The sequence below is a fragment of the Thauera humireducens genome, assembly GCF_001051995.2.
Classification (GTDB): Bacteria; Pseudomonadota; Gammaproteobacteria; order Burkholderiales; family Rhodocyclaceae; genus Thauera; species Thauera humireducens.
This window is the reverse complement of record NZ_CP014646.1, coordinates 1,879,072-1,890,983: the sequence shown is the minus strand read 5'-3', so window position 1 is coordinate 1,890,983 and position 11,912 is coordinate 1,879,072. Positions and strand designations below refer to the sequence as shown.

13 protein-coding genes and 1 pseudogene are annotated in these 11,912 nt (G+C 62.8%); 6 read left to right on the top strand and 8 right to left on the bottom strand.

What is annotated here, in order from left to right:
• Positions 1-26: 26 nt before the first annotated feature.
• Positions 27-1,496, bottom strand: coding sequence for an aminotransferase-like domain-containing protein (locus tag AC731_RS08955; RefSeq protein WP_048705359.1), 1,470 nt, complete (start codon positions 1,494-1,496; stop codon positions 27-29).
• Positions 1,497-1,766: 270 nt separating this feature from the next.
• Between AC731_RS08955 and AC731_RS08950 the strand changes: the two genes are divergently transcribed.
• On the top strand, positions 1,767-2,174 hold the full coding sequence (locus tag AC731_RS08950) for an IS5 family transposase (RefSeq protein WP_082794284.1): 408 nt from the start codon (positions 1,767-1,769) through the stop codon (positions 2,172-2,174).
• On the opposite strand, the gene AC731_RS08945 is transcribed toward AC731_RS08950, so the two are convergent.
• The 3 genes from AC731_RS08945 to AC731_RS08935 form a co-directional block, all read right to left on the bottom strand.
• A complete protein-coding gene (locus AC731_RS08945; protein WP_156480676.1) occupies positions 2,157-2,351 on the bottom strand; it encodes a hypothetical protein in 195 nt (64 codons plus the stop codon). The two genes, AC731_RS08950 and AC731_RS08945, sit on opposite strands and share 18 nt — an antisense overlap.
• A 61-nt stretch (positions 2,352-2,412) precedes the next feature.
• Complete coding sequence (tnpB, locus tag AC731_RS08940) at positions 2,413-2,685, bottom strand: IS66 family insertion sequence element accessory protein TnpB (protein ID WP_048705354.1); 273 nt, start codon at positions 2,683-2,685, stop codon at positions 2,413-2,415.
• 9 nt (positions 2,686-2,694) lie between these two features.
• On the bottom strand, positions 2,695-3,735 hold the full coding sequence (locus tag AC731_RS08935) for an IS630 family transposase (protein ID WP_048705352.1): 1,041 nt from the start codon (positions 3,733-3,735) through the stop codon (positions 2,695-2,697).
• Between the two features lie 130 nt (positions 3,736-3,865).
• On the opposite strand from AC731_RS08935, the gene AC731_RS19545 reads away from it, so the two are divergent.
• The 5 genes and pseudogenes from AC731_RS19545 (at position 3,866) to AC731_RS08915 (ending at position 6,925) form a co-directional block, all read left to right on the top strand.
• Positions 3,866-4,114, top strand: coding sequence for a type II toxin-antitoxin system CcdA family antitoxin (locus AC731_RS19545; protein WP_082794283.1), 249 nt, complete (start codon positions 3,866-3,868; stop codon positions 4,112-4,114).
• Entirely contained in the window at positions 4,114-4,413 is a 300-nt protein-coding gene (locus AC731_RS08930; RefSeq protein WP_048705349.1) for a CcdB family protein, read from the top strand. Before AC731_RS19545 ends, AC731_RS08930 begins: the two co-directional genes overlap by 1 nt.
• Before the next feature lie 235 nt (positions 4,414-4,648).
• Positions 4,649-5,053: pseudogene (locus tag AC731_RS08925) on the top strand (IS3 family transposase); the annotation flags it as partial.
• A gap of 262 nt (positions 5,054-5,315) precedes the next feature.
• On the top strand, positions 5,316-6,515 hold the full coding sequence (locus tag AC731_RS08920; protein WP_156480675.1) for an ISL3 family transposase: 1,200 nt from the start codon (positions 5,316-5,318) through the stop codon (positions 6,513-6,515).
• Positions 6,516-6,613: 98 nt separating this feature from the next.
• A complete protein-coding gene (locus AC731_RS08915) occupies positions 6,614-6,925 on the top strand; it encodes a helix-turn-helix transcriptional regulator (RefSeq protein ID WP_205626647.1) in 312 nt (103 codons plus the stop codon).
• A 744-nt stretch (positions 6,926-7,669) separates the two neighbouring features.
• Here AC731_RS08915 and AC731_RS08910 read toward each other — a convergent pair.
• The 4 genes from AC731_RS08910 to AC731_RS08895 all read right to left on the bottom strand — a co-directional run bounded on the left by AC731_RS08910 (position 7,670) and on the right by AC731_RS08895 (position 11,898).
• On the bottom strand, positions 7,670-9,007 hold the full coding sequence (locus AC731_RS08910; protein WP_048705344.1) for an MFS transporter: 1,338 nt from the start codon (positions 9,005-9,007) through the stop codon (positions 7,670-7,672).
• Entirely contained in the window at positions 9,004-10,044 is a 1,041-nt protein-coding gene (dmpG, locus tag AC731_RS08905; protein WP_048705342.1) for a 4-hydroxy-2-oxovalerate aldolase, read from the bottom strand. The genes AC731_RS08910 and dmpG overlap by 4 nt, the downstream gene beginning before the upstream one ends.
• A 14-nt stretch (positions 10,045-10,058) precedes the next feature.
• A complete protein-coding gene (locus AC731_RS08900; RefSeq protein ID WP_048705340.1) occupies positions 10,059-10,985 on the bottom strand; it encodes an acetaldehyde dehydrogenase (acetylating) in 927 nt (308 codons plus the stop codon).
• A 124-nt stretch (positions 10,986-11,109) separates the two neighbouring features.
• Positions 11,110-11,898, bottom strand: a complete 789-nt coding sequence (locus AC731_RS08895) for a fumarylacetoacetate hydrolase family protein (RefSeq protein WP_048705337.1) — start codon at positions 11,896-11,898, stop codon at positions 11,110-11,112.
• Between the last annotated feature and the right edge of the window lie 14 nt (positions 11,899-11,912).

Here is an 11,912-nt window from a genome sequence, read left to right as displayed (position 1 = left end):
AGCAGTTGGAAACGCCGACGACCGGATCAGATCAACGAATGCGAAGGTGTATCGACGCGCGGTGCGTCATCGACCAGCCGTGCCAGCGTGCGCATGGCGCGCTCGAGCGCCTCGTCCCAATGCTGGCCGCAGGTCAGCCGGATGTGGTGCTGGAACTCGGCGCGCGCCGAGAACATCGGCCCCGGGGCCAGGCTGATGCGTTGTGCCAGCGCGGCACGGTGCAGGGCCATCGCGTCCACCCCGACGGGCAACTCGACCCACACGAAGTAGCCGCCGGCCGGCCGTACCACCCGTGTGCCGTCAGGAAATAGCCTGTTGACGGCGTCGAACAGGCTGTTGCGCTGCGCCTGCAGCGACGCACGCAGGCTGCGCAGATGGCGGTCGTAACCGCCTTCCTGCAGGTACTCGGCCAGCGCCGCCTGCACCGGGATCGAGCCGGACAGGCTCGTCAACAGCTTCAGCCGTTCGACCTCGCGCGCCAGCCGGCCGGGCGCCGCCCAGCCGACGCGGTAGCCCGGAGCCAGGCACTTCGAGAACGACGAACAGTGCATCACCAGACCGCGGCGGTCGTAGGCCTTGGCCGGCAGCGGCGCCACGTTGCCTTCGTAGAGCTCCGCACAGACGTCGTCTTCGATCAGCGGCAGGTCGTGGCGGGCGAGCAGTTCGACGAGGTCGCGCTTCTTCGTTTCGGGCATCAGGCTGCCGAGCGGGTTCTGGAAGGTCGTCGTCAGCCAGCAGGCCTGCGGGCGGTAGAGCTCGATCACTTGCGCCAGGCGTCCGAGATCGATGCCCTCGCGCACATGGGTTGGCACTTCGATGGCACGCAGGCCCAGGCGCTGCAGCGCCTGCAGCGCCATGTAGAAGGTCGGCGACTCGACCACCACTGCATCACCCGGCCGTGTCACCGCGTTGAGGCACAGATTCAGCGCCTCCATCGCACCGTGGGTCAGCACGATCTCGTCGGTAGCCACAGTCATGCCCTGAAGCAGATAGCGCTTGGCGATCTCGCGCTTGAGCCGCAGGTTGCCCGGCGGCAGATCATCGACCATGCTCCAGGGTTCGAGCCGCCTTGTGCTCGAGACCAGCGCGCGACGCAGTCGATCGAGAGGGAACAAGACGGGACTCGGGAACGCGGAACCGAAGGGCACGATGTCGCGTGCGCGTGCGGCGCCAAGGATCGCGTAGACCAGGTCGTTGACCTCGACGGGCTGCGATCCGGACTGGGGCTCCGACGTTTCCGGCTCGGCGAGCAGCACGCCGCCCGCGCGTGCGGCAACGAAGTAGCCCGACCGTGGCGCGGCGCGCACGAGGCCCCGAGATTCGAGCAGGTAGTAGGCTTTGAACACCGTGCTGGGGCTCACGCCCCGACTGGCGCAAGCTTGGCGCACGGAAGGCAAGCGATCCCCCGCGCGCAGCACGCCGGCAGCGATCTGCTGCTCAAGCTCGCGAGCGAGCAATTCGAACCTTGTTGAGGCGGCTGTGGGGCGATCACGCATGGTGTCTATACTGCGCCTCGGTTGACTGCTGGCTGAGTGGGGTGCGTTATTGCAGTCTAGGGCTTGTGCAGCGCGATGCAAGCATTGGGACCGGGCCGCGTGGACCCGGGACGGCCTGCTGAAGGGCGGGGGCTACGCCTGCTTCGGGACTGCGGCACGTTGTCGAAGGGCGGCAACCGCATCCCCGACACTGGCAGCGATGAGTCGCTCGGTCGCATCTAAACGCGCGGCGCACGTTTTCCGTCCGGACACTTCTGAGATGCCTGGTACATGCCCGTCGCCAGAGTGACGACCAAGTTGCACTTTGCCGTGGATGCCTTGGGCAAACCGCTGCGCATGATTCTGAGCGCAGGACAGGTCGCCGACATCGAGTGTGCGCACGATTTGATTGCCGATATGCCGTGCGCCAGCTTGGTTGCCGACAAAGGATACGATGCCAACGCCTTGGTCATGAGTATCGAAGCATCCGGTGCCCAAGCAGTCATCCCGCCTCGATCCAACCGCATTGCCCCCAGGCATTACGACCGCTGTGCGTACCGCGCGCGAAATCTGATCGAGCGCTTCTTCAACCGTATCAAGCATTACCGTCGGATCGCCACACGCTACGACAAGCTCGCATGCAGCTACATGGCATTCGTGCGGATCGTTTGTGCGGTGATCTCATATCGATATATGTGAACAGAACCTAGACAGACGCTCGGCCTTCACGCCGAAGCGATGACGCTTGTGCAGCGCCAGCTCATGCGTGAGCCGCTCGATCTTGGTCTGGCGCCACACGAGTTCGCGCTCCTGCTTGATGAGCAGGCGACGCAAGGCGTCGGCATCCAGTTGATCGAGGTCGGCGGGCAGCGGCATGGATCGATCATGTCCGATGCACGCCTCCGCCACCATCGGGGCATCCGCCGATAGCGCGTGTTCAGAGTGTTCGGATCACACCGCCGTCCCCCAGCCGTTGCCACGGCAGCCCGAGCACCAGCGCGTCGAACTGCGTCCGGGTGAGTGCGACACCGCCCTGGCCCTCGGTCCAGTGAAAGCGGCCCTGGTTCAGGCGCCGGCACGCGAGCCACACCCCGAAGCCGTCGTGGACCAGCACCTTCAAGCGCGTGCCGCGCCGGTTGCTGAAGAGGTAGGCGTGATGCGGCTGCGCTTGGCCGAACACGCGCACCACCTGCGCGAGCCCGGCAATCAAATAGCCAAATTACTGAGCGTAGCGAACGTACTCATGGCTGAAATACGACCGCACACGATCCGGCATCGCAGCGATGCGTTCCATGCACGTACGCGCCTTCTCAAGAAGTGCGGCGGCGGTCTTGGCAATCGGCCCGGAGCGTATCGTCGTTTTCAGATCCCGGTTCAGATACTCGTCGGGGTTGAGTTCCGGCGCATACGGCGGCAGGTAAAACAGCTCGATCTTCTCGGTGTTTTCGGCAACCCACTCGCGGACACGGTTGGCGCGGTGCACGCGCAAGTTGTCGACGATCAGGAACACTTTACGCTGCGCATCCTGAATCAGGCCCTTCAAGAACACGATGAAGCGGTCCGCATCAATGGCGCCCTCGAAGAACGAGAAGCGCACCAAGCCCTGGTTGGTGATCGCCGAGATCATCGATGTCGATCCATGGCGACCGGCCGGCAGTCGAAGCTCAGGCGTCAGCCCCGCCATCGAGTAGCCGCGCACCCAGTGCGAGTCCTGGCGAATGGCGGTCTCGTCACCCCAGTAGATCTCGGCATCCTCAGTCTTGGCGCGCGCAACGATCTTCGGATACTCGTCCTCAAGCCACGCCTTGAGCCGGGCCGGATCCTGCTCAAGCGCACGCTTGACCGGCCGCTGCGGCGTGAAACCCCACCGCCGAAGGTACTCACCGACGGTGCGAATGGGCATGTCGATGCCAAAGAGCTGCTTGATGGCGAGCATCACTGCGCGACGATTCCACAGCGCAAACTCAAGCTGAAGCTGGGCGGGATTCGAGCCGATGATCTTCAAGCGCAGCTGCTCCTCTTGAACCAGCGTCAGAGTTCGTCCCGAGCCATGGCGCCGACCACGTTGCCCGCCCTTGATGACGGCGTCGAGGTCGTCGGCCTGCGCGCGGCGTGCCCATTTCAAAACGGTCCCAACATGAACCCCACACACTTCAGCAATGTGCGTCCATGTGTAGCCTTGCTTGCGCAGTACAAATGCTTGGCGACGAATGTGTTCCAGGGCTTCGGGCGGAAGCTTGCGGGCATCGATCCTTTCCATGCCCGAATTATATCAAAATCTATTTGATTGCCGGGTTAATAGCCTGTCGAGCGCAATGCGCATCGTCAATATTGAATTAAATGCGCATGCGTAGTATGCTTAATCCTATACTGTAGGAAAGGAGCCTATCATGCGACATCCCGCCTCATATGCCAATGCAGCCAAGAAAGCTACGAATGTTTCGTTGGCGGAACCGCTTTTGGCGGAAGCCAAGGAGCTGCGTATCAACGTCTCTCAGGCCGCTGAAGCCGGTGTTGCACAAGCCGTTGCTGCAAAGCGTGCTGAACAGTGGGTAGCCGAGAATGCGAAAGCGTTCGACTGCTGGAATGCGTACGTTGAAAAGAACGGCTTGCCTTTGGCAAAGTACAGGAGTTTTTAATGGCGCAATACACCGTCTATCGGAACATTGACGGAGCGGGGTATCTGCTTGATGTCCAATCAGACATCATCAGCCACTTTTCGACTCGCGTAGTTGTTCCGCTAGTTGCTCAGGATGAAATTCCTGACTATGCCAAGACATTGAACCCCGTCTTTGAAATTGAAGGCGAACTGGTAGTTATGGCTACCCAAGGTCTTGCGGCTGTTCCAGGCCAAATCTTAAAGCGGCCTGTTGCGTCGCTTGTGGACAAAAGAACTGAAATAGTTCAAGCCTTAGACATCTTGTTTCAAGGCATTTAACCACTTTAACCCCCGTGCAGTTCTGCTACCGGGGTTTTTTCATGTCTACGGGATAGCGGGTCAAAAGCGCTAAAATTCGCTCCTTTCGCCTGCCGCCATGCCAGTCAATATCCTGAACCTTCCCGGCCTTGATGTCGTCGATTTCCGGGAGACTGCGACTGAGTATCATGTCCGCGCCAAAGCGAAGGCGGTATCCCGCCAGTGCCCGTCATGTGGCCCGGCAGGCAAGGTCGTCATCCATGAGCACAAGACGACAGACTTGGTGCTCGATGCGCTGTCGATGGCATGGTTTCGCCGGCGGCCCGGACCGGGCGTGTTATTTCACTCCGATAGGGGTAGTCAGTACGCCAGCCAGGCTTACCAGGCCCGTCTGGCTGCCTACGGCATGCGCGGTTCGATGTCGCGCAAGGGTAACTGCTGGGACAACGCACCGACTGAGAGCTTCTTCAACAGCCTCAAGAATGAGCGAGTGCATGGCGTGAGCTACGCGACCCGAAACGAGGCCACGAGCGATCTGTTCCAATACATCGCCGTGTTCTACAACCGGAGCCGCCGCCACTCCAGCTTGGGATATCTGTCGCCGACCACGTTCTTGCAGAACTGGATCGAACGGCAGGATCAGCAAGAAATGGCAGCATGAGGACGGCAAGTTGGAAGGCGGAAAACGTAGGGCAGCTCAGTGCTACAAGCGGCGAAATATTGCCTATAAAAGCGGATAAACTTGGACTAGAGGCGTAAAGCTGCCTGTTATTGCGCTCCTGCTATACGTTTGAGTGACTTCGTCAAAAAAAAGGGTTCTTCGCGCGATCTGGGGGTAGTAGTGGTTGACGGTTCTGAGGTTGGTAGATTGGCAGTCGCCAAACAAACCGATCCCCTTCCTCTTCCCCGTCATGTGCGATGCTATGTTGGGCGTGGTCTTCTGGGAAGGCCGCCTCGTCGATTCATGCCAGGAGCGAGCCGACGGTTCGCTGCTTCTCACCCTCTCTGAAGACCCCTCACACCGCCCGCGATGTGGGCGCTGCGGTAGCGACGGTGTTCTGCTCCACGAGCGCCGGCGACGCCGGGTGCGCGATCGAGACTGGTTCGATCGACGCGTCTGGCTGGATGTGCCGATTCGCCGCCTCGACTGTTACCAGTGTGGCGCACGGGCGGCCGAGCGCCTGAGCTGGCTCGACACGGGTGAGCGCATCACACACCGATTACGCGCCTGGATCGAGGCGCTGGTGCAGATCCTGCCGATCGCCCACGTCGCCCAACTCACGGGCTTGCACTGGCACACCATCAAGCGCATCGACCATCGGCGTCTGCAGACCCGGTATGGCGCTTTCGATGCGCAGGGCGTGCGTCGGTTGGTGATGGACGAGTTCGCGCTGCACAAGGGGCACCGCTACGCGACGGTGATCATGGATGCTGAACGTATGCGCGTGTTGTGGGTCGGCGAAGGCAACAGCCGCGAGGCGATCCGGCCCTTCTTCGAATTGCTGGGCAAAGAGGGCTGTCAGCACATCGAGGCGGTCGCAATGGACATGAACACCGCCTTCGATCTGGAGGTGCGCGCCCATTGCCCGAACGCCGAAGTCGTCTATGACTTGTTCCATGTCGTCGCCCGCTTTGGTCGGGAGGTCGTCGACCGGGTGCGCGTCGATCAGGCCAATGCCTTGCGCAGTGCGCCCGCACAACGTCAGGTCATCAAGCGCTCGCGCTGGTTGCTGCTGCGCAACCGCGACAACCTGGGCAACGAGCAGGCGGTCAAGCTCGAGGAACTGCTGGCGGCCAACGCACCGCTGGCTACCGTCTATCTGCTGAAGACCGCCATCAAGGAAATCTGGTTTGCGCCATCGGTCAGAGACGGCGCCCGAAGATGGAAAGACTGGTACCGCTTGGCGATCGAAAGCGGCATCGCGCCGGCGATCGCCTTTGCAAAGCGACTCCGAAAGTACCGGCGTGGCATCCTCGCCTCAGCCATCTTTCCCTTGAACACCAGCATTCTCGAGGGCGTCAACAACCGCATTAAGGTCATCAAGCGTATGGCCTACGGGTTCCGGGATTCAGCCTATTTCTTCCTGAAGATCAAGGCCGCCTTCCCCGGAAAGGCGCGATGAACCAAAAAAAGCCGGAGGGGAGCGCATTCGGCTGTGCCTTGGGGGGCAGTGAGAGGATGCTCCGGTTGCTGTGTTACGGATTTCGGGGACCCATAGCGATGAACCACATGACGCCACAGGAGATGGAGACCGACTTGGGCGAGAAACTCAAGACCCTCCGCCTCTATCGCAACCTGGACCAAAAAACACTGGCGGAGCGCGCGGGTGTGAGTGTTCGCGCGTTACGTAATCTGGAGGCCGGGCAGGGCTCGACACTCAAGACGCTCTTGCGCGTGCTTCGGGCTCTGGGACGGCAAGAATGGCTACAAACGATTGCACCGGTGCCCAGCATCAATCCACTGGCGCTCACCCGAGATGCGCAGCCTCGCCTGCGTGCGTCTCGCACGGCGAGGGTTCGTGGCGCGGGATGAACTTTTGCGACTCTGGACGCCAGCGGGCTGATTGGCCCCGCGCAGTCTGCGTCCAGTCGAAGCGTGGTGTTCCCTTCCGAAAGGACGGATTCCCCTTGTACAAGGTGCGTTCGTTCCGTTGATGCGAATTAAAACCATCACGACGGCCCTTGCGCTTGCTGGAGATCATTGGCATCATCGCCAGCACTGCTGGTTCTGGTGTTACAGGATGGTGTTACAAGGCATTGAGTAGATGTCTTCAAGGCATTGAATTGAAAGAGTAATTTCATTCAATCTAACGTCTCCCTCCGTCTCCGCCAGCCTTATAAATCAGTCGGTTAGAAGCTAATCGCATTAAGTGGTCTAGCCGATCTGAAGTCTGAGAAGCCCATCACTACCCTGCTCACGTCGGGTGTTGGTGGGCTTTTTCATGGGTGCTGGCAAGGCGTCTCGAAACAGAACCTGGCAGCTCCAGTCGTGATCAGTGGTTCGGGTAATTCGTGCACCGGGCTTGCGATCTTGCCAGAGGTCCGGGAACGACGAGGTAAGCACTCGTGTACCGGGTCAGCGGGAGGCAGCTGCCATTCGCGGGGCAGCTTGCATGGCGGATCAAGGCGCGCAGAGGGCTCGTTCTTCGAGCAAGGGGCGGAGTGCCTCCTCGTGTCCCAAGGGAACACAGTCTGTGCGCCGACCGTTGCCAATCTGCCGCTGTCGATGGGGCGGCGAGCCTGCTCAGGCAGGCTCATCCCAACCACGGGCTTGCCCTTAGGCTGCGCTTGTCGACTTGCGGCCCATGATTGTTTCCGACGAATGCAGCGCCCTGGCGACCTTTAGCAGCAGGAGCATTGCGCATGCCGCCGTGACGCAGCTGACCAGCAGGGCATAGCGGAGTGTGTCGGTGCCAAAATGCGGTAGCAGGATGTCACTGATGAGCCCCGTCAGAAGCGGCCCGATCCCCAGGCCCAGCAAGGTGCTGAGCAAGGTCTGAAGCGCGAAGGCAACGGCTCGGTTGCGCGAAACGGTCAAGGTGGTGAGGAGGGCAAACGAGGGGCCGAGCCACCATACCGATGCGAAGCCGTTCAGCGCACACCAGATCATGGCCTCGGGCACGGGGACGCCGAGAATGGTCGTCAGGAGGTCAGTGGGCCAGAACAGGTAGGTGATCAGGGAGAGCACGCCAATCAGGTGCCCGATGAGAGGAATGCGGATACGCCATTGCGGCCCACGGCCGCCTGCGCGGTCCGCCAGCCAGCCAGCGAACATCGCACCCAGGCCGGCACTGATGCCGCCGACGAGGCCAGTCAGCAGCCCGGCATGTTGCAGCGCGATGCCGTGCGAACGCACCAGAAAGGTCGCGTTCCACATGCCGAAAGAGGTCCCGCCCAGGGTTGCGGTCGCACTGGCGAGAATGAGGTAACGCACCGGCCGGTCAGCCCACAGTCCTTTGACTGTGGAGCGCATGTCCGACGCGGCCGTGTGTGTGACCGGGGCGTCCCATCGCCCGCGCACGGGCTCGCGTCCGAGAAAGGCCAGCAAGATCCCGATCAGCATTGCCGGAAGGCCGACCACGATGAAGCTCGTGCGCCAGCCATAGGCGTCGACCAGCCACGCGCCCAGACTGAGCGCGACGATTGCGGCAAAGGTCGGTGCGGTGGTGAACACGCTGATGGCGAATGCGCGCCGCTGAGGAGGGTAGAGGTCTGCGATCAACGACAGCGCCGCGGGCGCTGAAGGCGCTTCTGCGGCGGCAACGGCCATGCGGGCGAGAACGAGCAGGAGAAAGCTGCCGGTCAGCCCGCACAGGATGGTTGCAATGCCCCACAGGATGCAGGATGCCGAAAGCAGGAGGACGCGCGGCACACGGTCGGCGAGTCGCCCGGCTGGCAGCCCGAGCACTGCGAAGACGGCTGCGAAGGCGAGGCCCGAGATCAGCCCCATCGAGGTGTCGCTGGCGCCGAACTCGTGCTTGATCGGCTCGATCATCACCGCGATGATCTGTCGGCCGACAAAGTTGTCGGCATACATCATTGCCAGCAGGAGCAGCAGGCCATGGCTCCTCCACGGCGACACGGTGGCAGGCGTGTCCATGGCCTTGGTCGTCATGCCCTGGCGTGTGCCGCCTGTCTCGCCCGCGCCAGATTCAGCGCCGTATCCTCGATCATGTCCTCCTGCCCGCCGACCATGCCGCGCCGGCCCATCTCGACCAGGATCTCGCGCGCGGGCACGCCGTACTTCTTCTCGGCGCGCTTGGCAAACAGCAGGAAGGAGCCATACACGCCGGCATAGCCCAGCGTGAGCGCATCGCGGTCGATGCGGATCGGGAAGTCCATGATCGGCACCACCAGGTCCTCGGCCACGTCCTGAATCCTGAACACATCCACCCCGGTCTCGATCCCCATCAGGTCGCACACCGCGATGAAGACTTCCATCGGGGTGTTGCCCGCGCCGGCACCCAGCCCGGCGGCCGCCGCGTCGATGCGGGTGGCGCCCACTTCGAGCGCGGCCAGGCTGTTGGCCACGCCCATGGCGAGGTTGTGGTGGCCGTGGAAGCCCAGTTCCGTTTCCGGCTTGAGCGCATCGCGCACCGCGGCCAGACGGGATTTGACCGTGTCGGGCAGCAGGTGCCCGGCCGAGTCGGTGACGTAGATGCAGTTGGCGCCGTAGCTCTCCATGAGCTTGGCCTGCTTGACCAGCCCTTCGGGGCTGTTCATATGCGCCATCATCAGGAAGCCGACGGTGTCCATGCCAAGCTTGCGGGCCATGCCGATGTGTTGCTCGGAGACATCCGCCTCGGTGCAGTGGGTGGCCACCCGGATCGTGGAGACGCCGATCTCGTGCGCCATCTTCAGGTGATCGACCGTGCCGATGCCCGGCAGCAGCAGCGCCGAGACCTTGGCCTGCTTCATCAGCGGGATCACCGCGCCGAGGTATTCCTCGTCGCTGTGGGCGGGGAAGCCGTAGTTCACCGAGCTGCCGCCGAGGCCGTCGCCGTGGGTGACCTCGATCAGCGGGATGCCCGCTTCGTCCAGGCCGATGGCGATCGTCTTCATCTGCTCGAGCGTCATCAGGTGACGCTTGGGGTGCATGCCGTCGCGCAGGGTCATGTCGTGGACGGTGACTTTCTTGTTGCGAAGTTCCATGTTCATCTCCTTCGTCAGGCCGTCATCACGGCGCGGTTGGATTCCAGTTTCAGGCGCCCGGCGAGGATCTCCTCGGCGAACATCTCGGCGGTGCGCGCACCGGCCGCGGTCATGATGTCGAGGTTGCCGGCGTACTTGGGCAGATAGTCGCCCAGGCCTTCGACTTCGAGGAAGACCGAGACGCGGTTGCCGTCGAACACCGGGCCATTCACGAGGCGGTAGCCGGGCACGTACTTCTGCACTTCGCGAATCATGGCGTGGATGGATTCGGTGATCGCGGCCTGGTCGGGCTCGGTCTCGGTCAGGCAGTGCACCGTGTCGCGCATGATCAGGGGCGGTTCGGCCGGGTTCAGGATGATGATGGCCTTGCCCTTCTTGGCGCCGCCCACCTTCTCGACCGCACCGGCGGTGGTGCGGGTGAACTCGTCGATGTTCTTGCGCGTGCCCGGACCGGCCGATTTGCTCGACACGGTGGCGACGATTTCGCCGTAGGCCACCGGCTGCACGCGCGACACCGCCGCGACCATCGGGATCGTGGCCTGGCCGCCGCAGGTGACCATGTTGACGTTCATTTCACCCTTGCCCACGTGCTCGGCCAGATTGACCGGCGGCACGCAGAACGGGCCGATCGCGGCCGGGGTGAGGTCGATCATCAGCACACCGAGTTCGTTCAACTTGCGGCTGTTCTCGGCATGGACGTAGGCGCTGGTGGCGTCGAAGGCGATCTGCACGCCGTCGGCCAGCACATGCGGCAGCAGGCCGTCGACGCCCTCGGCGGTGGTCTTGAGGCCCATCTCGCGCGCACGCGCCAGACCCTCGGAGGTGGCGTCGATGCCCACCATCCACACCGGCTCCAGCACCGGGCTACGCTTCAACTTGTACAGCAGGTCGGTGCCGATGTTGCCCGGACCGATCAGGGCGCATTTGATCTTCTTGCTCATGGATTAAGCTCTCCGAGTGGGGGCCTGACCGGCCGTCCCGATGCAGCAAAACGATGGATGCAGGCCACGCGGCGGCACGTGGAAGAGGGAGGGTGTGCCGCCGCGCACCTGCAAGCCGCGAAAGTCAGGAGAACGCGACCGAACAGCGGCCGAGTCCCTCGATTTCCATCTCGAAACGGTCACCTGCGCGAGCGGGGATCAGCGGCGCCAGCGAACCGGACAGGATCAGCTCGCCGGCACGGAAGGGAATGCCGAAGCGGCCGAGGGTGTTCGCGAGCCAGGCCACGGCTTCGGCCGGATGGCCCTGAACGGCCGACCCCAGGCCTTCGCCGGCCGGTTCGCCGTTGCGCATCATGCACATGCGGACCGCCGCCAGGTCGAGGCCGGCCGGGTCGGTGTGCCGATCGCCGATGACGAACACGCCGCAGGAGGCATTGTCGGCGACCGTGTCCTGAATCCTGATCTTCCAGTCGTCGATGCGGGAGTCGACGATCTCGAAGCAGGGCGCGACCCAGGCCGTCGCCGCCAGCACGTCTTCGCGGGTCACGCCCGGGCCGCGCAGGTCGGCCTTCAGCATGAAGGCGATCTCGCCCTCGGCGCGCGGCTGGATCAGGCCGGCTTTCGCGATCGGGATCGTGGCGCCGTCGGGGTAGTGCATGGCATCCGTCAGGAAACCGAAATCGGGCTGGTGCACGTTCAGCATGTCCTGCACCGGCTTGCTGGTGACGCCGATCTTCTTGCCGACCACCTTCTCGCCATCGGCTTCGCGCCGCGACAGCATGTGCAGCGAGATGTGGTAGGCATCGTCGACGTCGATGTCGGGATGGCGGTCGGTCAGCGGCGCCAGCGTCCGGCGCTGGCGAAGCGCGTCATAGAGTTCATCGCCGAGCTGGCGGATCAGGGTGTTGTCCATGCTTGCGTCCGTGA

Excerpts from the sequence above, each read along its gene's own strand:
- AC731_RS08920 (WP_156480675.1), top strand. The coding sequence starts at position 5,316 with ATGTTGGGCGTGGTCTTCTGGGAAGGCCGCCTCGTCGATTCATGCCAG.
- dmpG (WP_048705342.1), bottom strand. The coding sequence starts at position 10,044 with ATGGAACTTCGCAACAAGAAAGTCACCGTCCACGACATGACCCTGCGC.
- AC731_RS08935 (WP_048705352.1), bottom strand. The coding sequence starts at position 3,735 with ATGGAAAGGATCGATGCCCGCAAGCTTCCGCCCGAAGCCCTGGAACAC.
- AC731_RS08950 (WP_082794284.1), top strand. The coding sequence starts at position 1,767 with ATGCCCGTCGCCAGAGTGACGACCAAGTTGCACTTTGCCGTGGATGCC.
- AC731_RS08900 (WP_048705340.1), bottom strand. The coding sequence starts at position 10,985 with ATGAGCAAGAAGATCAAATGCGCCCTGATCGGTCCGGGCAACATCGGC.
- AC731_RS19545 (WP_082794283.1), top strand. The coding sequence starts at position 3,866 with ATGCGACATCCCGCCTCATATGCCAATGCAGCCAAGAAAGCTACGAAT.
- AC731_RS08895 (WP_048705337.1), bottom strand. The coding sequence starts at position 11,898 with ATGGACAACACCCTGATCCGCCAGCTCGGCGATGAACTCTATGACGCG.
- AC731_RS08910 (WP_048705344.1), bottom strand. The coding sequence starts at position 9,007 with ATGACGACCAAGGCCATGGACACGCCTGCCACCGTGTCGCCGTGGAGG.
- AC731_RS08955 (WP_048705359.1), bottom strand. The coding sequence starts at position 1,496 with ATGCGTGATCGCCCCACAGCCGCCTCAACAAGGTTCGAATTGCTCGCT.
- AC731_RS08930 (WP_048705349.1), top strand. The coding sequence starts at position 4,114 with ATGGCGCAATACACCGTCTATCGGAACATTGACGGAGCGGGGTATCTG.
- AC731_RS08945 (WP_156480676.1), bottom strand. The coding sequence starts at position 2,351 with ATGCCGCTGCCCGCCGACCTCGATCAACTGGATGCCGACGCCTTGCGT.
- AC731_RS08915 (WP_205626647.1), top strand. The coding sequence starts at position 6,614 with ATGAACCACATGACGCCACAGGAGATGGAGACCGACTTGGGCGAGAAA.